We start from the raw sequence: 18,867 nt of genomic DNA on the forward strand, positions 1-18,867 counted from the left end.
CCTTGAAAACCTCCCTTACTGCGGCCGGCGCTCTGGCCGTAGCCGTCATGCTTTGCGCGTGCAGCCCGGACCAGCCAGCGGTACAGGCACCCCGACCGGTGCGCACAGCTGAAATCAGCTACGACAACGCTCGCGACATCAATCGCTACGTGGGTACCGTGCAGTCGCGGCACGAAGTAGACCAAGCCTTCCGCGTGGGCGGCAAGATCGCCCAGCGCAAGGTCGATGTCGGCCAGTTTGTGCGCGAAGGCGACATACTGGCGGTACTGGATGACAGCGACTACCGCCTCGCCGAAGAAGCGTCGCGACAACAGTGGACAGTTGCCGTCGAGCAGACACGCCAGGCCGACTCGGACCGCCAGCGTCTGACCGCACTGAAGGCTGACGGCTCGGTCAGTGCGGCCGACGCCGAGCGCGCGCAGACCAATGCGCAAACCGCGCATGCAACTGCCGAGGCCGAGGCACGCAAGCTCGAACTCGCGCGCAACCGGCTCAAGTACACCGCGTTGCGCGCCTCGCGCAGCGGCGTCGTCACGGCTGTGCGCTTTGAGGCCGGGCAGGTTGTGCCGGAGGGTCAAGCGGTTGTCTCGATCGCGAATCCGGATGAGTCCGAGATCGTCATCGATGTGCCCGAGAATCAACTGGCCGTCTTCAAGGACGCGCGTTTCAAGGCGTCGCTGGCCAGTGCGCCGGGCGAGGTCTTCGATGTCACGCTGCGTGAGCTATCGCCGCAAGCCGCAGCGCAGACGCGTACCTATCGCGCGCGGCTCAAGCCGTTGCAAGCGCTGCCGCTGGGCGCCACCGCCACGGTGACGGCCGAGCGAGTCATGACAAGTGTCTCTGTGGCGGCAGTGCCAGCCACGGCATTGACGCAGAACGGCGGTCAGCCGGCGCTGTGGGTGGTCACGCCTACGGGCAAGGATCCGGCAGGCATAGTTGATCTGGAGCGTGTGGCCGTTTGGGGTTACCGCAACGACGAGGTGCTCGTCTCTGGGCCGCAGGCCGGCGCATTGGTCGTCACCGCCGGCGTCCAGAAGATGACGTCCGGACTGAAGGTCGCGCTCCCCGGTGCGGCGATCGTTGACGCCAATACCACGCAGCAGGCAGCCCGATGAACAACTTCAACCTCACCGACTGGGCGCTGCGCCACCGCGCTATCGTTCTGTTCATGCTCCTCATTGTCGCGGTGGCTGGCGCCTTCAGCTTCACCCGACTCGGCCAGCTCGAGGATCCGAACTTTTCCGTGCCGTCCATGACCGCCATGGTCATCTGGCCGGGCGCCACTGCCCAGCAGTTGCAGGACCAGGTCCTAAACCGCATGGAGAAGAAATTCGAGCAGATCGACAACTTCGAGAAGGTGGTCACCTACGCGCGGCAAGGCTACGCAGGCATGACGCTCACCGTACGCGGCGGCACTTCCAAGGCTGACCAGCGCGAAGCCTGGTACCAGGCGCGCAAGAAACTCAACGACCTGAGCCTCGAGATGCCTGACGGCGTGATCGGCCCGATCCTGAACGACGAGTACGGCGACGTGTATGGCCTGATGTACGCCATCAAGGGCGACGGCGTCGGTCAGGCCGACCTGTCGCACGCGGCCGAGGACATCAAGCGCCAGATGCTGAAAGTGCCGATGGTCAAGAAGATCGATCTCATCGGCAAGCAGGCCGAGCGTGTCTACGTCGAGTTCTCGCACGAGCGCCTGGCCGCGCTGGGCATTACACCGCTGACCATTGCCGAAAGCCTCAAGAGCCAGAACGCCATGGTGCCGGCGGGCCAGATCGACACCCGCGGCGACCGCGTCATGGTGCGCGTGAGCGGCCAGTTCGCCAGCGAAGAGGCGATCCGCAACGTGCCCATCTCTGCGAGCGGCCGGCAGATCAAGCTCGGCGACATTGCGACCGTTACACGTGGATTCGAAGATCCGCCCACCTACACGGTCCGCCACAACGGCCAGCCCGTGCTGATGCTCGGCATCACGATGACCAGCGACGGCAACATCGTGGACCTTGGCAAGGCGATGGACGCGGCGGTCGCCAAGATCCAGTCCGAGCTGCCGCACGGCGTGGAACTGGAACTCGTGGCCGACCAACCCACCACAGTGAGGGATGCAATCCTGGACTTCGGCCGCGCGCTGGCCGAGGCGTTGATCATCGTGATCGCGGTGAGCCTGGCCAGCCTGGGCTGGCGCGCCGGCCTCGTGGTCGCGGCCACGGTGCCGCTGGTGCTGGGCGGCGTAGCACTGGTGATGCTGGCGATGGGCTGGAACCTCGAGCGTATTTCGCTCGGCTCACTGATTATCGCGTTGGGACTGTTGGTGGATGACGCCATCATCGCCATCGAGATGATGGTGGCGAAGATGGAAACCGGTATGGACCGCGTGAAGGCGGCCGCCTTCTCCTATCAGTCCACCGCGATGCCGCGCCTGACCGGCGCACTCATCACGGTCGTAGGCTTCCTGCCGATCGGCCTCTCGAAGTCCACCACCGGCGAATACGCGGGTGGCATTTTCTGGATCGTTGGCGCCGCGGTGCTGTTCTCGTGGATCTGTTCCGGCATCTTCACACCGTACCTGGCGGTCAAGATGCTGCCCAACGACTTGGGCACGCACCAGCACGCCGATCCGCACGACACCAAGTTCTACCGCAGCTTGCGCCGCTTGATCGATACCGCCATCGAGCGTCGCTGGGTAGTCATCGGTGCGACGGTTGCCGCTCTGGTGCTTGCTCTGGCCTGTATCAAGCTGGTGCCGCAGCAATTCTTCCCCAACAGTTCGCGTCCGGAGCTGGTCATAGACCTGCGCGTCAAGGAAGGCTCCTCGTTCGCGGCGACGACCGAGCAGGTCAAGCACATGGAGGAGATCCTGGCGAAGGACGAGGACGTGCGTTTCTATACCGCCTATACCGGCGCCGGCGCACCGCGCTTCTATCTCTCGCTCAACCCCGAACTGCCCAATCCCGGATTTGCCCAGTTCGTTGTGATGACCAAAGACCTGGACGCACGCGAGCGGGTACGTGCGCGACTGGTGGCCTCCGCTGACCAACAATTCCCCCAGGCGTGGGTGCGCGTGACCCGGCTCGAATTGGGCCCACCTGTCGGCTACCCGGTGCAGTTCCGCGTCGTCGGGCCTGATACCCAGAAGGTGCGGCAGATCGCTCGCGAGGTGGAGAACGTGATTGCGTCCAACCCGAAGGTGCGCGACCTCCAGCTCGACTGGAACGACCCGGTGCGCACGCTGAAGGTCGAGCTTGATCAAGACAAGGCAAACGCACTCGGTCTCACGCCGGCGGACGTGTCGCTGGCGACCCAGACTGTGATGAACGGCGCAACCTTGTCGCAGCTGCGTGAGCACGAGGAGCTGATCGACATCGTCGCCCGCGCCGTGCCCGCCGAGCGCCTGAGCCTCGACACGCTGAAAGACATCAACCTCTACACGCGCCAGGGAACGGTGGTGCCACTGTCGCAAGTCGCACAAGTACGCTCTGAGCTGGAAGAGCCAGTGCTTTGGCGCCGGAACCGCGATATGGCAATCACGGTGCGTGCCGACGTGAAGGATGGCGAGCAAGGTGTATCGGTGACTCAGCAGATCCAGCCGTTGCTCAAGGACATCGAAGCGAAGCTGCCCTCGGGCTACCGCATCGACACGGGCGGAGCCGTTGAGGAAAGTGACAAGGCCAACAAAGCGCTGCTCGCGGTGGCCCCGCTGATGCTGATCACCATCCTGCTGTTGCTCATGCTGCAACTGCAGAATTTCTCTCGCATGTGGATGGTCGTGCTGACCGCACCGCTGGGGCTGATCGGTGTGGTGCCGGCGCTGCTGGTGTTCCAGTCGCCGCTGGGCTTCGTTGCAATCCTGGGCATCATCGCACTGGGTGGCATGATCATGCGCAACGCAGTGATCCTGATCGATCAAGTGCAGATCGAAATCACTGAAGGGCGCGACCCGTGGAATGCTGTGCTGGATGCCGCAATACACCGGGCCCGTCCGGTGATGCTGACGGCGCTGGCGACCGTACTTGCAATGATCCCGCTGACGCGCAGTGTGTTTTGGGGGCCGATGGCAATTGCGATCATGGGCGGTCTTACGGTGGCGACGCTGCTAACGATTTTCTTCGTCCCTGCATTGTACGCCGCATGGTTCAAGGTGGGTCGCCAGACGACCGCTGACGCTCATCAGTTACAGGGGGACGCCACGTTCGCTTCTGACTTATAAATGCCGGGGCACTGTGCCCCGATTTCACCGCAATTGGAAGGCTTGCGAGGCGGTCGTTCAGGCTATCCGGCTTCGAATGCTGCTCTCCAATCGAAGGGCGCCTCGCTCCAGCCTCTCTTTAATAGACTTGAGGAACGATGAGTTCCGGTGGCGTCGGACTGCGGGAGTAATCCTCCTGTCTTACGCGTTGCGGTAGTTCGATCACCGGTAACTCTACTTCTTCATAGGGCATCTGCCCGAGCAGGTGGTGGATGCAGTTAAGTCTTGCTTTCTTCTTATCATCGGCTTGCACCACCCACCATGGCGCTTCGGCGATGTGGGTGCGTTCCAGCATTACTTCCTTGGCCTTGGTATAGGCTTCCCAGCGCCGACGGGACTCCAGATCCATTGGGCTGAGTTTCCACTGCTTGAGCGGGTCGTGAATGCGACTGAGAAAGCGCAGGTGCTGTTCCTGGTCGGAAATGGAGAACCAATATTTGATTAGCTGAATGCCGGAGCGTGCAAGCATTCTTTCGAACTCTGGCACAGTGCGGAAGAACTCTTCGTACTGATCGGCGTTGCAAAAACCCATCACCTGTTCGACGCCTGCGCGATTGTACCAACTACGGTCGAAGAGCACGATCTCACCCGCTGCAGGCAGGTGTGAGACGTAGCGCTGGAAGTACCACTGGGTACGTTCGCGGTCATTGGGTGCAGGCAACGCGGCAACCCGACACACGCGAGGATTGAGCCGTTGGGTAATGCGCTTGATGACACCACCTTTGCCCGCGGCATCACGACCTTCGAACAGAATGACTACTTTGTGGCCTGTCTTTACCACCCAGCTTTGCAGCTTCACCAATTCGCCTTGCAGGCGGAATAGTTCGCTGAAATAAACTCTTCGAGCTTCCTTCTCACTTCCTTCCTCTACCTGCTCATCGAACAGAGCATTCAGGTCAGTGCCGTCTTCGGATAATTCCAGTTCCAGCTCTTCGTCACTGTGATCAAGCAGCTCACGGCGGATGCGCTGTATCAGTGTGTCTTCGGTTGATAGCATAGGAGCAACTCGCGTCGGGAAGGGCCTGACTCAGTGTTAGTCGTACTTGGTTACGAAGTAATTACAAAAACTTTTGCTTCAAAGCAGGCCCGTATCAAGGGCGGCTACGGGTGCAAGGCGATATCGAACTGGCAGACAAGTCAATCAGCGAGATCTTGTGCCATCGGACTTTCATAAAGGCGTAACAAGATTGTTGCAGAGTTTCGGAGCCCGCTATCACAAGGAGTTCCTTCGATGAAAAATTTGATGAAGTCTGTTGCGCTCGCCATTACGGTTTCTCTTTGTGCAACCTCAGTGTCTTTCGCTGCTGAAAGCGTTCGACTGACAGGTTCCGGCGCCAGTTTTCCGGCTCCGATTTACCTCACTTGGTTCAAGGATTTCAGCAAGAAAACCGCTGGCGTCACCGTGGATTATCAATCCAAGGGCAGCGGTGCAGGTGTGCAGGACTTTTTGAACAAAACGGTCGATTTCGCCGCCAGCGACTCGGCGATGAAAGACGAGGACATCGCCAAGGTTGCCGAAGGCGCGCAGTTGCTGCCGATGACAGCGGGTGAAATCGTCCTGGCCTATAACCTGCCAGGCAGTCCTAAAGGGCTGAAATTGCCACGCGATGTTTACTCCAACATCTTCCTGGGCAAGATCACCCAATGGAACGACCCGCAGATCGTCGCGGCCAACCTGGAGCTGAAACTGCCTGCTACACCGATCACCGTTGTCGTGCGTGCAGATTCCAGCGGCACCACCGCGGTATTCACCAAGCACTTGGCGGCAATCAACCCGGCGTTCAAGCAGGAGTTGGGTGAAGGCAACACCGTCAACTGGCCAGCCAGCGACAAATTCATCAAATCGCCTAAAAACGATGGCGTGACCGCTACCGTACGTCAGACCCCGGGCGCCATTGGCTACATCGAGTACGGCTTCGCCAAGCTGGCCAAGGTCGACTTTGCCCAATTGCAGAACAAGGCCGGTCACTACGTTGTGCCGAATGCCGAGAGCGGTGCCGAAGCTCTGGCTGCGGTGAAGATGCCTGAAAGCCTGGTGGCCTGGCTGCCTGATCCGGATGGCGCCAAGTCCTACCCGATCACTTCCTACACCTGGATGATCTTCCGCAAGCAGAACGAAAGCCCGGCCAAGGCCAAAGCCATGCGTGAAATGGTCGAGTACAGCCTGACTGAAGGTCAGAAAATCGCCGATTCGATGGGCTACATCCCCCTGCCGCAATCGGTCGTCGATCAGGTTCGCAAAGCTTCCGCCAACATCCAGTGACGCTCGCGAGACCTCTCGGCGTGTGCTTCCAGCCTCGCCGAGAGCGTTCTCCCCTACGCCGGAATAGCCCATGAACAAGCCATTTGTCGTACCGGTCAATCCGGATTCCGCCTGCCGTCCACCGTCTGCAAAGGATTTTCTGGTTGATCGCACCTTCCGCGCACTGGCGCGCATCGGTGTGGTTCTCGTTCTGGCGCTGGTCTTTGCCTTGGTGTTCGAGGTGGGACGCAAGGCACTTCCAGGCATGGAGAAACACGGTTTTGACGTCCTTTTGGGAACCGTGTGGGACGTGAACCAGGGCAAGTACGGCATCCTGCCGGCCATTTGGGGCACGCTCTACAGCGCCTTCATCGCCTTGATGATCGCAGGCTTTTTCGGCGTCAGCATGGCGATTTTCCTGACCCAGGATTTCCTGCCCGCGAAACTGGCGGCCGTTTTTCGCACCATTGTCGAATTGCTCGCGGCCATTCCCAGCGTCGTTTATGGCCTGTGGGGCATCTACGTAGTGATCCCGGCCATTCGTCCCCTCACGGATTGGCTGAACAGTGAACTTGGCTGGATCCCCTTTTTCGGCACGACCTTGAGTGGCCCGGGGCTGTTACCTGCCGCGCTGGTGCTTGCCATCATGATTCTGCCGACCATTGCCGCTGTTTCGCAGGATGCCCTCACCGGCGTTCCGATGAAAACCAAGCAGGCGGCCTATGGCATGGGAACCACCCACTGGGAAGCGATTCTCAAGGTCATGGTGCCCTCCGCTGCCACCGGCATTTTTGGCTCGCTGGTGCTGGGTCTGGGTCGGGCCTTGGGTGAAACGATGGCCCTGGCCATGTTGGTAGGCAACTCGAACAACATTTCCCTTTCTCTGTTTGCACCCGCCAACACGCTCGCGGCCTTGTTGGCGCTGAACTTCCCCGAGGCGGGACCGACCGAGATCGAGGTGTTGATGTATGCAGCACTGGTCCTGATGCTGATCACCCTGATCGTGAACGTCATCGGCTCCATGATCATGGTCTATGCCCAGCGTGGTACTAAATGATGACTGACATCACTTCTTCGACAGCCGCTTTGCCCAGTCTGCAGCGCAAGTTTGAAGGACGCGCCCTGCGCAGCCTGGTGTTAACTACGCTGGTCTGGGCTGGCGCCCTGCTGGCCAGCGTGCCCCTGATTTCCGTGCTCTACATGCTGATCACACGTGGTGGTGCCCGCCTCAGCCTAGAGGTGTTCACAGAACTGCCGCCGACCGGCTTCGAGACGGGTGGCGGCTTCGGCAACGCGATGGCAGGCACCTTCGTTATGGTCGGTATCGCCGCTGCCATCGCGGTTCCGGTCGGCATCATGGCGGCCATCTTTCTGGCTGAGCTTGGGCCGGACAGCAAGCTGGCCAACGCCGCGCGCTTTGCCGCCAAGATGCTCACCGGATTGCCTTCGATTTTGGCGGGTGTTTTTGCCTACGCCCTGGTGGTGATGACCACGGGCACCTACTCGGCACCGGCAGGTGGCGTGGCGCTGGCAGTATTGATGCTGCCCATCGTTGTGCTGACGGCTGAAGAATCGATGAGGATGGTGCCCAAGATCATGAAGGATGCTGCCTACGGTATGGGCTGCACCCGATCGCAGGTGATCTGGAAAATCGTACTGCCTACCGGCCTGCCAGCGATCCTGACCGGCGTGATGCTGGCGGTGGCCCGTGCAGCCGGCGAAACCGCGCCGCTGTTGTTTACCGCCCTGTTCAGCAACTACTGGATCTACCACGACGGCAGCCTGGCGGTGATGAATCCGACCGCATCGCTCGCCGTACTGATCTACAACTTCTCCGGCATGCCGTTCGACAATCAGCTTGAGCTCGCATGGGCGGCCTCGCTGGTGTTGGTGATGATCGTGCTGATCGTGAATATCGTCAGCCGAATCTTCGGCAAGCCAAAGTTTTAAGAATGGGAGCACATAGTGTGAATGTATTATCTGCGCAAAAAGTTGCCCCGCTCGAGACACAGGTCCCTGTGGTCATGGACTGCAAGCTGGACAAGATTTTCTACGGCAATTTCATGGCGGTGCGTGACAGCCATGTGCCGATCGAAAAAAACAAGATCACCGGATTCATCGGTCCTTCGGGCTGCGGCAAGAGTACCGTACTGCGCAGCCTCAACCGGATGAATGACCTGGTCAAAGGCTTTCGCTTCGAGGGTCATGTGCATTTCCTAGGGCAAGACGTTTATGGCAAGGGCGTTGATCCCGTGGTCGTGCGCCGCTATATCGGGATGGTGTTTCAACAACCAAACCCGTTCTCGATGAGCATCTTCGATAACGTCGCTTTTGGCCTACGCCTCAATCGCTACCAGGGCGACCTGGGTGATCGCGTCAAGCACGCCCTGGAGGGCGCGGCGTTGTGGGATGAAGTAAAAGACAAGCTCAAGGTCAGCGGCCTGTCCCTTTCGGGCGGCCAACAGCAACGGCTGTGTATCGCCCGCGCCATCGCGACCGAGCCGGAAGTTCTGTTGCTGGATGAGCCGTGCTCCGCACTTGACCCGATCGCCACCCGCCGTGTCGAGGAGTTGATGGTCGAGTTGAAGAAGGATTACACCATCGCGCTGGTGACTCACAACATGCAGCAGGCGATCCGTGTCGCTGACACCACGGCATTTTTCTCGGTGGATATTTCCCAGGGTACGCGTACCGGCTATCTGGTTGAGATGGGCCCCACGGCCCAGATATTCGACAATCCCCGCGAGCAAATGACGAGCGATTACATCAGCGGCAAATTCAGCTAATCGACAAACGTCCAGTCAAGACCGAAAGCAGCCAATGGCAAACGACATTGGCATGCCTTCGGTCTTTTTACCTCTCACACTTCTAATCAGGATTGCCAATGTCCGCAAAGCGTCGTCTTGATTTGCCAGCAATCGAGCGTGCACTCCGTAAGGTGCAGGGGCGCTTTGCCGAGCTCAGCAGGCACTTCACCGAGCCGCGTGATCCCTTGACTGACGAAGTGCTGCGCAATGTGGTTGATGGCTATGCGCTGATTGACGACTATGTCGCCCGTGGTGTCGATCTGTTCGATCTTCAGCAACTGAACCTGATGCTGGAGATCAATGCCACCGTTCTCTGCGGCCGAGACCCGGCACGTCGTCTGGAGTACGCTCAGCACCTCGCGGCTACCGAAGAACACTTCTTCAACAACGTTGAAGGCGGGATAAAGGACTTGTACAACTGGTACTGTGCGTATCGCAGCGAATTTGTCTGGAAACGTGCGGCCGGTGTCTATGTACGGATCCTCAGCAAGCCGCAATTGTTCATTGAAGGCAATAACCGCACTGGGTCGCTGATCGTCAGTTACTTGCTCATGCGTGCAGGGCTGCCGCCGTTCGTACTGACGCTGGACAACGCCGAGGGTTACTTCAACCCGTCATCCGTCATCCGCAACTCCGCCAAACATGGCGTCAAGGCCTTGTACGAATTGCCCAAGATCAAGAAAAAGTATGCAGCCTTCCTGGAAGAACAAGCGCCTGATCCAAAGGAATTTTTTGTGAGCGACAAACCAGTGCCCATCTATCTGGGGGGCGAATGATGAGCAAGTATCCGATGCTCGACAGATGCCGGGTTTCCAGCGGTCGAGCGTGGCAAGCAATCAAGCGTTCCATTCCGATGGACGCGTTCAGCCGCCAGCGCATCCGTATTTCGTTTGATATCGATGACACGTTGGCCTGTCAGACCCATCACTGCGCTGTCGGGCACAGCAGGCTACCGGCTTTTGTTCATCGTTGGCTGGGCGAGCCATTGCGTAGGGGAACACGCGACCTGACCCGAGAGTTACGCCGACAGGGATGCAGCATCTGGGTCTACACGTCGTCCGGTCGGACACCATCTTACATCCGGCGCTGGTTATTGCTGCACGGTATCCACGTTGACGGTGTGGTCAACAGTGTTCGGCATAACCATGCCCTGACAGCGCATGGGCTTTCGAACTCCCCTTCGAAGTTTCCACCCGCATTCGATATCGACTTGCATGTCGATGATTCCGAGGGCGTGCAGATTGAAGGCTATGATCACGGTTTTCGCGTCGTGGTCGTGCGTCCGGATGATGAGAACTGGGCGCAGAGCGTTTTAAATGCAGCAGCTGAAGTCCAGGCACAGTTAGCTTGGCAGCAACGGCACAGAAACACGGAGCCTGCGCAACAACGCTCAGAAGCTTTTTTCTCCTGAATTTCGAAACATCACGACCTTGTCTTTACTGTGACGAACATTTTGATGCGGTCGTGAATCTCCTGGAGTGCATGACGCAAAGGGTCATGTTTCTCACTGGTCGTCGGGTCTTCAAAACTCCACATGATCGCTTCATCGGAAGACGGCATTCGTGAGGCTTCTTCGGAAGACTTATCACACAGTGTGATGACGTAGTGGAACTGCTGTCCTTCAAATTCATCGATCGATTTGCTACGCAAGCCATTGCTCTCTATGCCTATGTGTTCGAGAGATTCCAGGGTGCGAGGATCAACCTCGCCGGGTTCGAGGCCAGCACTGAAAGCTTCAAAGTGTGAAGAATCAGTGTGGCGAAGCAGCGCTTCGGCCAGCAAGGAACGGACATCGTTTTTAGCGCAGACAAACAGCACCCGAATTTTGTCAGCCATTTCTTTCTCCTCGCTCGAACAGTGATCCGAGAAAACGCTCTGTTCAGTTAAGCAGCGTTTTGATCGCTCACCTTCAAGTCGATGGAATGCATTATTTCCAGATCTTTCAGCTCGCTCAGTTTGCCGACTCCAGCACATGCAAGAGTTCAACGAACTGGCCTGTCAGCTTGTGATGCGGGTCGAGATGAATCAAAGGTCGGCACTGCTCATGAGATTCACGCATCTTCACTGAACTGCCGAGATACACCGGGAGAATCGGCAGCCCTTCGTTGATGAGTTCTTCAACCAGATTGCGATGAAAGCCAGTGATGCTGACGTAGTGATTGATGACAATCCCTTCAACGACCAATGACTCATTATGGTCCCCCTGAAGTTCTGCCACCTGTGCCAGCACCTGGTACAACGCCTGACGAGCGAAGGTATCGCAATCAAATGGAATCAAAACCGCATCCGCGGCGATGAGTGCACTGAACGTATAGAAGTTAATCGCCGGCGGCGTATCGATATAAACCCGGTCGTAATCCTGGGAAATGTCGTCCAACAGCCGACGCAGCTTGTTTATCTTGAACTTCGCTTCCAGCTTGGGCTGTAAATCCGAAAGCTCGCGGCTGGCAGTGATGAGGTGAAGATTATCGTAGGGTGTCTCAATGATGTGAGCCCGGCTTTTTTTGGCTGCCGGCCCCGAGGACAGCGTTTGCTTAAAAAAATCCGCGATGCCCACCGGGATGTCATCCCCGGTCAGGCCGGTGAGGTAATACGTAGAGTTGGCTTGGGCATCTAGGTCGACAACGAGTGTCCGGTAGCCTTCCATTGCGCTTGCAGCAGCCAGGTTGCAAACAATACTCGACTTGCCTACCCCACCTTTTTGATTGAAAACAACACGACGCATCAACACCATTCCTGCGGCAAAAGATTCCAGTTTATCGATTTCCTGCGAATCCACAGCGGTAGCTTGATGAATTTTATATTTCAGTGTCCGTGTGCAATGGCTGCAACGAACAGTCGCTCTGCTACGCTCTGCAAACTAACTCACAAGCGAGGACGATGATGTCTTTTGTCGACGATTTTGTGGCTCAGATCATTTCCTTGGAAGTCTCCCTCTATCACTCGCGCGCTCGACTGCAAGCCAACAGCGATAGCGAAGCCCTGCATGACTTGAGGATAGCGGTTCGGAAAATACGCAGCCTTCTGCGACCGCTGCGCAAGATGCCGGAGATTATCGAATTGAATCAGGCCGCCGCTGAGGTTGGCAGAGCGACGACTCCCACGAGGGATCTGGAGGTCATCGTTGATGAGCTTCGGAAAATGGGGTACCCGCGCCAAGCGATGAGCCGAAGCGCAACCATGACAGGACAATATCGGAAGATCATCGGTAGCCCAATGCTCGACAAACTGTTTGGCGAACTGGATCGATGGCCAGAGTTGTTCAGGACTGCCCAGCGAGCCGGCGAACTGGCTGATGTCAAAAGACAAATCCAGAAAGCCCTGAAGAAAAGAATCACTCAGCTGATCGCTGGACTTCGGGATAAACATTTTGACCGGCACGAGCTGAGGATCATCGTGAAAAACGCAAGATACCTCTCCGATGCGTTTCCGAGACTGTCACCGCTCAAGGCAAAATCCAGGGCTCAATTGAAGTCGGTACAAGCGTCGCTCGGCTCATGGCACGATCATCATCAATGGTGCCTGCGGGCCGAGGCGGAACCTGATTTGCTCGAAATCGCACCGTACTGGGAAGTCGCGTCAGAGCAGGCGCTGGCTGATGCCGAGCTAAAATTGGCGTCACTCCTTGATCACCTAGAGAAAGACCTAGCGAAGTCTAAAGAATGACATCAATTCGCCTCCAAAGCCCCCGATATAGAGCCTCTGATACATTTTGAATCATCTAAAAAATGCGCTACCCTCCGCCACCTCAACAGCAAAGGGTTTGCAGATGAAAATCACTATTGAAACAAATGAGCAAGGAAGCGGTTGCAAAGTTTGGCTAGGCGAAACGTCAGTTTCGTTCCCCAGCCTAGAGGACGCTAAAACCTACATTGCTCAACTCGAAGAGCGGATAGAGGCGGCCTCTCATGTATTTGGCCAGGATGATGGAGCGCCGAAAGTTAATTAAGCATCTCGTAAGAGGTCGACCATGAGGCCAGTCTGCATACGCGGCCTGATTACCCGACAAAACTGAGCATTAACCATCACCGCTCTAAGAACCATTAGCAGCCACTGCTCGACTTAAGAAACGGCGAAATATTCGCCATTGCACGCGTTATGTAAACGTCCTTCTCCCCCACCGGAGCAACGTAGTGAAGAGCACTACGTGCAGCCTCTGCACCAGCTAGGCGGGAGATGAGCCAAGCGGCCAGATACTGCGACGATAAGCAGCCGCCAGCGGTTGCGACATTGTCCTTAGCCACAAACGGCTGATTGAGCACCGCCACGCCGGCCTCTTCAACCCATGGCTTGGTGATAAGATCCGTGCAAGCCGGAACGTCATCTAGCAAGCCGAGCTTTGCAAGTATGAGCGTGCCCGAGCACTGGGCCCCCAAGAGTTGGCGAGCTGGGTCTAGTTTCAGTCGAGACATCAGTGCGTCGTCCGCGACGACGTCCCGAGTCAATCTCCCACTACCCACCAGCACCGCATCCGCGCCGCAGGCTTCCTCTAACGACGCCTGCGCCTCGACCATCAGGCCGTTCATCGATAGCACCTTATCTGTGGGGCTGGCGATAGACACTCGCCAATCAGGCTTTTGAACCCGGTTGAGAATGCCGAACGAAATGAGCGAATCGAGTTCGTTGAACCCTTCGAAGGTAAGGATCGCAATGTGCATGGTGCTCTCGCGCCAGAAAAGTCTTGAGGCCCATCGTAAAATCAACCGACCAATACATTCAAAAAATTGTAATGGATACATTTCAGGTAACTGTGGCGTCTTCACAGCCATTCGGCTCCACTCTTGAGCGTCCGCTATGGGTCGATTTCAGCCTGACGCCACCATCAGCTTTGGGGCGATTACTACCCTTCACGACAGGTAGTAATCGCCCAGAAACTCCCCCTCGAGGTTGTCCCAAAACCAGAGGCTGATCCGTTCTCAGGGGCTCCACCATCGTCCCTAGCGATCTTCATCGCGGCGCAGTAACAAGCAGCCACATCAACTTGACGCTCTGCTCGGCCTCATGTTTCAGCTGGCGGCTGGACTGAATTCTATTGAGATCGCCGCAGATATCGATCTTTAGCAAGATCGCCGGATGGTAGCCCGGAACACTCGTTGCAACAGGATCAACACCTTCAACCCCAAATGCCCCCCCAGTCTCGTTAATGGACAAAAAGCTCGACCACTCGAACTGGATTTTCTTCGATTACATAATCGATTCTGGAATCGCGCGCCCTCTGACCGTCATAGACTAACCTCCACCTCTGACGAACTCTCAAATGAGGGGGTGCCATGAGATTGCAATGAGGCAGATTGGCAGTCACTCACTCGTTCCACGCGTAAAAAAATATGTGAAAAAAGTTAGATTGGGTAAGTGACTGATTTATGGAAGATAAAACAAATGTAACAGTTAACAAGGCTCCGGAAGCCGTGGTAAAACACCAGATCCCCGGCAAACAGCACGCCGGTTTGCTGGTCGAGAATAGCCAGATCCGCGCCAGTGTGCCCACCCAGGCTCAGCAGGCGCAGATCGTGATTCCCAAAATTGAGGGCGCCGGGTGTCAGCGTCCGCGTCGGCAACACCACCTCGGTGCCCCGCATCCAGTCGCCCACTAGCCGATACATGTTCTCGGCCATGGCGTCGCCCTGCTGATGCAGCAGCTCGGTGGTGCCGGCTAGTGCACCGATCGGCACGTCGCTGAAGGCCTGATTGCCCAACACATGGTCGGGATGGTGATGGGTCAGCAGCACCTCGATCACCGGTTTGTCGGTGGTCGCAGCAATGGCTTTGCGCATCGCCTCGCCATAGCGTTTCGACGGCCCGGTGTCGATCACCACCACCCCCCGCTCGGTAACAATGAACGCGGTATTGACGATGTTGCCGCCGTTGGCCTTGGCGAAATTGTCGGTGCTGCCTTCCAGCAGCCAGGTGTCTTCGGCGATCTGCCGGGGCTTGAGTTCATAGTCAAGGTCCGCCAGGGCCGGCAGGCTCAGGCTCATAAACAACAGCAGCATCCAGCGCATCACGCGTTCCTTGGGGTCAGGGTATGGCCGCATCGAATTGATTGCCGCTGTTGTCGCGCAGCACCAAGCGCGTCTGCCCTGCCCCTTCGATGTCGAAGGCCAGGTTGGGGTTTTCGCTGACGGCGGGAAACAGCTCAAGGCGGGCCAACAGCTGATCGTTTTGGTCGCGCAGTTCGGCGTGATTGATGAAAAATTCCGGGATGCCGCTGACCATGCCGTTGTCCATCGGGTGCGCCACCTGCAAGCGCACACGGCTGAATTCACCACGGGGATAACGCCCGCCCAGCACTTCGCCGATGTGCTCTTCCCAGCCTGGCTGAGTGCGCACCACACTCGGTGCCGTGCAGCCGCCGCCCGCCGCATCGATCAGGGTCGAGCCGACATGCCAGAGGCCGTCGCGGGTCAGCACCGCTGCACGCAACGGCGTGGCCTGCTCGATTCGGATGCGAATCGACAGCCAAGGCAGCACGCGGTCGACCGGTTGGAAATCAACAATCTTCGGCAGCGGATTGAACTCAGCCCAGGCGAGGATTTTCACCACGTCACCCTTGAACGCGCGGGCGTCGATTTCCAGTGGAACTTGCCGCGCGTCTTCGGCGAACGGCGGCGCCAGCAGCTTGACCCGCTCATCGAACACGAACGGCGCATCACCGAGCATTTGCTTGTGATAGAAGGCCCACATCACCGAGGGCACCGGGTCTTTGCCCGGCTCGATGGCGCCAGCGTGCGCCGCCAAGGGTAACCAGCAGAGCAACAGACAACGCGCTCGCCAGTTCACTATTGATACATCTCGGGCACGTCATAGCGCAGGCCGTAATGGCCATAAATGGTTTTGACCGCACCCTCGCGAATCAACGCCTCCAGCGCCTCTTCCACGGCATAGGCCAGTTGGCGGTTGCTTTCATGCACCGCCATGCCGATTTCCCAGAGTTGCTTGCCCATGTTCGGGTAGGCGTTTTCCGCCAGCGTTACTTGCGGATCGTTGGCTTCGTGAACCTGCCAGTCGATCTCGCCGCGCATGGCCATGACCGCGTCGACTTCACCGGCCTTCATCGCTGCAAACGCTTGAGGCACGCCGGGATAGTGGTGGGTTTTACCGGCAAGCATGCCGCTGAACACTGAGGTCAGGTAGAACGACGGTACGCTGTCGACTTCGACGCCGATCGGGTGATGCTCGAACACGGCGACGCTGCCCACTGATTCCAGACGGCGACGGTCATAAGCGACCTGCCATTGTTCGTTCTGGTACGGCCCGAACATCACCACATGGCCGTTTTCCAGTTCACCGAGTTCGTTGCGTTTTTGCGCGTAATCCCGGTCGTATGGCACGCGCATCATCAGGTCGGCCAGTTGCAGATCGTGCAGCTGACTGGCCCGCCAGATGTAATCGCGCAGGTCATCATCGAGCTTCTCGCCAGCGGGCGCCCAAATCAAAGTGAGCCGCACGCCGAGGACCTTGGCCAACGCCTGGGCGAGCTCAACATCAACGCCACGGGCCTGACCGGCGTCTTCAAAACTATAGGGGGCGAAGTCCTTGTAGACCGCCACTTTCAGCTCCCCGGCGGCGATCATTTCGTCATAGGTGCGGACCTGCGCCTGCACGACCTGGCAGCACAGCAACACGGCGCTGATCAACACAGCGAACAGGCGCATGGATTACTCCTCGACGTGAACGCTGTCCAGGTAAGTGCGCACGGCCCACAAGGCTTCCTGACTCAGGTAATCAGCCATCTTCGGCATGTACACCCGACCATCGCGCACGGCACCGTTGCGCACCCGTTCGACGAACCATTCGTCACCCGCATCGCCGACATCAAGCATGCGCAGATCAGGGGCGATGCCGCCGGATTTGGCTTCCAGGCCATGACAGGCTGCGCAGTTCTGGTTGTAGGCCGAGGAGCCGATTTCCACGGCTTTCTCGTGTTCCGGGGAGGCGCGATAGGGGTTAACCGCCGCCCAACCATCGGCATCCACCTGCACGCCGGCATCCTTGATCGGGGTCAGGCCTGGGGTGGCGATTGCCTGCGGAACCACGTTGCCATGAGCCCAGACGGAGCCTGCGCTGATAAAACCGGCCAGCAGTCCGGCAACGAGCAAGGCGTTGCGTTTTGTTGTCATTGTTATGCCCTCAAGATTGCACGCAAAACCTCTTGGAAGAGGCTATGGCACCCATCTTGGTACGGGCTTCGCACAATCCCCATGCTGCTTTGGTGGCCGCCTTCTAGTCCCTTGGTAGTAGGGCTTGTGGGGCACACCCTGCTGCGTTACGACCTTGGTACTGGCCCATCAGTACTTTCTGCATATTTCATTCTGCCTCGCAGGCTTCCTATGCTGGCGCTACCTGTAATGGAGTGCCGATATGCGCCAGCTTGCCCCTTACGCCCTGATCTACTTGCTGGCGATTGCCTGCGCCGCCGGGATGGCGACCCAGAGCCAGGCGGCCGACGCGCCGTTGCAGGTGCAGATCGGCTACCTGGGCTATCGACCTGACCCCGGCCCGTTGCTGTCGAACGTGATTCCCGAGCCGGTCGATGCCGGACTTCGCGGCGCCGAACTGGCGATCACCGACAGCAACAGCACCGGGCGTTTTCTCAACCAGAGTTACAGCCTGGTCAGCGTCAATGCCGACAGCGCGGAGGCCCTGATCGAAGCAGCCAAGGCCCAGCATGCACAGGGTCTGCGCCTGTTTGTGGTGAATGCGCCGGTCGAGAGTCTGCGCCGGCTCAGCGCCGTGCTGCCCGACAGTTTGCTGTTCAACGCTGGCAGCCCCGATGACAGTTTGCGCACCACCGACTGCCTGCCGAACGTGCTGCACAGCCTGCCGAGCCGGGCGATGCTCGCCGATGCGCTGGCGCAATTTCTGGTGGTGCGCAAATGGCAGCGAGCGTTGCTGATCGTCGGCCCGACCCCGGACGATCAAGCCTATGCCGCCGCCCTGCGCCGCGCCGCCAAACGCTTCGGCCTGAAACTGGTGGCGGAAAAAGCCTGGAGCTTCGACAACGACCAGCGCCGCAGCGCCCAGGCCGATATGCCGCTGTTCACCCAGACCGCCGAGTACGACGTGGTGCTGGTGGCGGACGAACGCGGCGACTTCGGCGAATACGTGCCCTACCAGACCTGGTACCCACGGCCAGTCGCCGGCACTCAGGGCCTGACCCCGGTGGGCTGGCACAAAACCGTGGAAACCTACGGCGCCGCGCAATTGCAGAAACGCTTCGAAGCCCTGGCCGGGCGCTGGATGAATGACCGGGATTTCGCGGCATGGATCGCCGTGCGCAGCATCGCCAGCGCAGTGAGCAAACTGCGGCAGGTCGATCCCGTGGCGATCCGTGCGCTGGAAATCAGCGATCAACTGCCGCTGGACGGTTTCAAGGGTCGCAAGCTCAGTTATCGGCCGTGGAACGGTCAGTTGCGCCAACCGATTCCCATCGTCCAGCCCCGGGCGCTGGTCAGCACGTCGCCGCAGGACGGTTTCCTGCACCCCTTCAACGAGATGGACAGCCTCGGCTACGACAAGCCCGAGGTCAGCTGCCGCTTTCCCTGATCCCGCATCCAGACAACTAAAAC

The 18,867-nt window shown here is 58.4% G+C and carries 18 protein-coding genes and 2 pseudogenes; 11 read left to right on the forward strand and 9 right to left on the reverse strand.

Going from position 1 to position 18,867, the window contains the following annotated elements; all coding sequences use genetic code 11:
• The first annotated feature begins 2 nt into the window (after positions 1-2).
• Both ACA049_RS17570 and ACA049_RS17575 read left to right on the forward strand, forming a co-directional pair.
• Positions 3-1,115, forward strand: a complete 1,113-nt coding sequence (locus ACA049_RS17570; RefSeq protein ID WP_497328541.1) for an efflux RND transporter periplasmic adaptor subunit — start codon at positions 3-5, stop codon at positions 1,113-1,115.
• The gene (locus ACA049_RS17575) at positions 1,112-4,210 is read left to right on the forward strand and encodes an efflux RND transporter permease subunit (protein ID WP_497328542.1); all 3,099 of its coding nucleotides are present in this window, start codon (positions 1,112-1,114) and stop codon (positions 4,208-4,210) included. The genes ACA049_RS17570 and ACA049_RS17575 overlap by 4 nt, the downstream gene beginning before the upstream one ends.
• 118 nt (positions 4,211-4,328) lie before the next feature.
• Here the strand turns inward: ACA049_RS17575 and ppk2 are convergent, their stop codons facing one another.
• Complete coding sequence (gene ppk2, locus ACA049_RS17580; RefSeq protein WP_090454573.1) at positions 4,329-5,246, reverse strand: polyphosphate kinase 2; 918 nt, start codon at positions 5,244-5,246, stop codon at positions 4,329-4,331.
• A gap of 234 nt (positions 5,247-5,480) precedes the next feature.
• Here ppk2 and pstS point away from each other — a divergent pair, with 234 nt between their 5' ends.
• From pstS to ACA049_RS17610, 6 genes are all read left to right on the forward strand, one after another.
• Complete coding sequence (gene pstS, locus ACA049_RS17585; RefSeq protein ID WP_497328543.1) at positions 5,481-6,512, forward strand: phosphate ABC transporter substrate-binding protein PstS; 1,032 nt, start codon at positions 5,481-5,483, stop codon at positions 6,510-6,512.
• A 70-nt stretch (positions 6,513-6,582) separates the two neighbouring features.
• Positions 6,583-7,548 carry a phosphate ABC transporter permease subunit PstC gene (gene pstC, locus ACA049_RS17590; protein WP_090454569.1) on the forward strand — a complete coding sequence of 322 codons (966 nt, stop codon included), beginning with the start codon at positions 6,583-6,585 and terminating at the stop codon, positions 7,546-7,548.
• Positions 7,548-8,441 carry a phosphate ABC transporter permease PstA gene (gene pstA, locus ACA049_RS17595; RefSeq protein ID WP_090457824.1) on the forward strand — a complete coding sequence of 298 codons (894 nt, stop codon included), beginning with the start codon at positions 7,548-7,550 and terminating at the stop codon, positions 8,439-8,441. The genes pstC and pstA overlap by 1 nt, the downstream gene beginning before the upstream one ends.
• Before the next feature lie 2 nt (positions 8,442-8,443).
• Positions 8,444-9,277 (forward strand): phosphate ABC transporter ATP-binding protein PstB, encoded by an 834-nt coding sequence (gene pstB / locus ACA049_RS17600; protein ID WP_372242820.1) that lies wholly within the window; start codon positions 8,444-8,446, stop codon positions 9,275-9,277.
• Positions 9,278-9,375: 98 nt separating this feature from the next.
• Positions 9,376-10,074, forward strand: coding sequence for a hypothetical protein (locus tag ACA049_RS17605; protein ID WP_497328544.1), 699 nt, complete (start codon positions 9,376-9,378; stop codon positions 10,072-10,074).
• Positions 10,074-10,709 carry a hypothetical protein gene (locus tag ACA049_RS17610; protein WP_497328545.1) on the forward strand — a complete coding sequence of 212 codons (636 nt, stop codon included), beginning with the start codon at positions 10,074-10,076 and terminating at the stop codon, positions 10,707-10,709. Before ACA049_RS17605 ends, ACA049_RS17610 begins: the two co-directional genes overlap by 1 nt.
• Before the next feature lie 11 nt (positions 10,710-10,720).
• On the opposite strand, the gene ACA049_RS17615 is transcribed toward ACA049_RS17610, so the two are convergent.
• Both ACA049_RS17615 and ACA049_RS17620 read right to left on the reverse strand, forming a co-directional pair.
• Positions 10,721-11,134: an arsenate reductase ArsC gene (locus ACA049_RS17615; RefSeq protein ID WP_497293874.1), complete on the reverse strand. Its 414-nt coding sequence runs from the start codon at positions 11,132-11,134 to the stop codon at positions 10,721-10,723.
• Between the two features lie 115 nt (positions 11,135-11,249).
• Positions 11,250-12,023 (reverse strand): ParA family protein, encoded by a 774-nt coding sequence (locus tag ACA049_RS17620; protein ID WP_497336895.1) that lies wholly within the window; start codon positions 12,021-12,023, stop codon positions 11,250-11,252.
• Positions 12,024-12,181: 158 nt separating this feature from the next.
• On the opposite strand from ACA049_RS17620, the gene ACA049_RS17625 reads away from it, so the two are divergent.
• Positions 12,182-12,964 carry a CHAD domain-containing protein gene (locus ACA049_RS17625; RefSeq protein WP_497328546.1) on the forward strand — a complete coding sequence of 261 codons (783 nt, stop codon included), beginning with the start codon at positions 12,182-12,184 and terminating at the stop codon, positions 12,962-12,964.
• Positions 12,965-13,067: 103 nt separating this feature from the next.
• Positions 13,068-13,247, forward strand: coding sequence for a hypothetical protein (locus ACA049_RS17630; RefSeq protein ID WP_497328547.1), 180 nt, complete (start codon positions 13,068-13,070; stop codon positions 13,245-13,247).
• Positions 13,248-13,341: 94 nt separating this feature from the next.
• Here the strand turns inward: ACA049_RS17630 and ACA049_RS17635 are convergent, their stop codons facing one another.
• From ACA049_RS17635 to pedF, 6 genes and pseudogenes are all read right to left on the reverse strand, one after another.
• Positions 13,342-13,956, reverse strand: a complete 615-nt coding sequence (locus tag ACA049_RS17635) for a DJ-1/PfpI family protein (RefSeq protein WP_497336897.1) — start codon at positions 13,954-13,956, stop codon at positions 13,342-13,344.
• A gap of 310 nt (positions 13,957-14,266) precedes the next feature.
• A pseudogene (locus ACA049_RS17640) lies at positions 14,267-14,492 on the reverse strand (transposase); the annotation flags it as partial.
• Positions 14,493-14,709: 217 nt separating this feature from the next.
• Positions 14,710-15,300: pseudogene (locus ACA049_RS17645) on the reverse strand (MBL fold metallo-hydrolase); the annotation flags it as partial.
• A 16-nt stretch (positions 15,301-15,316) separates the two neighbouring features.
• Positions 15,317-16,078, reverse strand: coding sequence for a quinoprotein dehydrogenase-associated SoxYZ-like carrier (locus ACA049_RS17650; RefSeq protein WP_497328548.1), 762 nt, complete (start codon positions 16,076-16,078; stop codon positions 15,317-15,319).
• On the reverse strand, positions 16,078-16,953 hold the full coding sequence (locus tag ACA049_RS17655) for a substrate-binding periplasmic protein (protein WP_497328549.1): 876 nt from the start codon (positions 16,951-16,953) through the stop codon (positions 16,078-16,080). Before ACA049_RS17655 ends, ACA049_RS17650 begins: the two co-directional genes overlap by 1 nt.
• A 3-nt stretch (positions 16,954-16,956) precedes the next feature.
• Positions 16,957-17,418: a cytochrome c-550 PedF gene (gene pedF / locus ACA049_RS17660; RefSeq protein ID WP_497328550.1), complete on the reverse strand. Its 462-nt coding sequence runs from the start codon at positions 17,416-17,418 to the stop codon at positions 16,957-16,959.
• Positions 17,419-17,659: 241 nt separating this feature from the next.
• Here pedF and ACA049_RS17665 point away from each other — a divergent pair, with 241 nt between their 5' ends.
• Positions 17,660-18,844, forward strand: coding sequence for an ABC transporter substrate-binding protein (locus ACA049_RS17665; protein ID WP_497328551.1), 1,185 nt, complete (start codon positions 17,660-17,662; stop codon positions 18,842-18,844).
• Positions 18,845-18,867 lie beyond the last annotated feature (23 nt).

The organism is Pseudomonas sp. LBUM1662 (genome assembly GCF_059695915.1).

Excerpts from the sequence above, each read along its gene's own strand:
- ACA049_RS17575 (WP_497328542.1), top strand. The coding sequence starts at position 1,112 with ATGAACAACTTCAACCTCACCGACTGGGCGCTGCGCCACCGCGCTATC.
- ppk2 (WP_090454573.1), bottom strand. The coding sequence starts at position 5,246 with ATGCTATCAACCGAAGACACACTGATACAGCGCATCCGCCGTGAGCTG.
- pstS (WP_497328543.1), top strand. The coding sequence starts at position 5,481 with ATGAAAAATTTGATGAAGTCTGTTGCGCTCGCCATTACGGTTTCTCTT.
- pstC (WP_090454569.1), top strand. The coding sequence starts at position 6,583 with ATGAACAAGCCATTTGTCGTACCGGTCAATCCGGATTCCGCCTGCCGT.
- pstA (WP_090457824.1), top strand. The coding sequence starts at position 7,548 with ATGACTGACATCACTTCTTCGACAGCCGCTTTGCCCAGTCTGCAGCGC.
- pstB (WP_372242820.1), top strand. The coding sequence starts at position 8,444 with ATGGGAGCACATAGTGTGAATGTATTATCTGCGCAAAAAGTTGCCCCG.
- ACA049_RS17605 (WP_497328544.1), top strand. The coding sequence starts at position 9,376 with ATGTCCGCAAAGCGTCGTCTTGATTTGCCAGCAATCGAGCGTGCACTC.
- ACA049_RS17610 (WP_497328545.1), top strand. The coding sequence starts at position 10,074 with ATGAGCAAGTATCCGATGCTCGACAGATGCCGGGTTTCCAGCGGTCGA.
- ACA049_RS17615 (WP_497293874.1), bottom strand. The coding sequence starts at position 11,134 with ATGGCTGACAAAATTCGGGTGCTGTTTGTCTGCGCTAAAAACGATGTC.
- ACA049_RS17620 (WP_497336895.1), bottom strand. The coding sequence starts at position 12,023 with ATGCGTCGTGTTGTTTTCAATCAAAAAGGTGGGGTAGGCAAGTCGAGT.
- ACA049_RS17625 (WP_497328546.1), top strand. The coding sequence starts at position 12,182 with ATGTCTTTTGTCGACGATTTTGTGGCTCAGATCATTTCCTTGGAAGTC.
- ACA049_RS17630 (WP_497328547.1), top strand. The coding sequence starts at position 13,068 with ATGAAAATCACTATTGAAACAAATGAGCAAGGAAGCGGTTGCAAAGTT.
- ACA049_RS17635 (WP_497336897.1), bottom strand. The coding sequence starts at position 13,956 with ATGCACATTGCGATCCTTACCTTCGAAGGGTTCAACGAACTCGATTCG.
- ACA049_RS17655 (WP_497328549.1), bottom strand. The coding sequence starts at position 16,953 with ATGCGCCTGTTCGCTGTGTTGATCAGCGCCGTGTTGCTGTGCTGCCAG.
- pedF (WP_497328550.1), bottom strand. The coding sequence starts at position 17,418 with ATGACAACAAAACGCAACGCCTTGCTCGTTGCCGGACTGCTGGCCGGT.
- ACA049_RS17665 (WP_497328551.1), top strand. The coding sequence starts at position 17,660 with ATGCGCCAGCTTGCCCCTTACGCCCTGATCTACTTGCTGGCGATTGCC.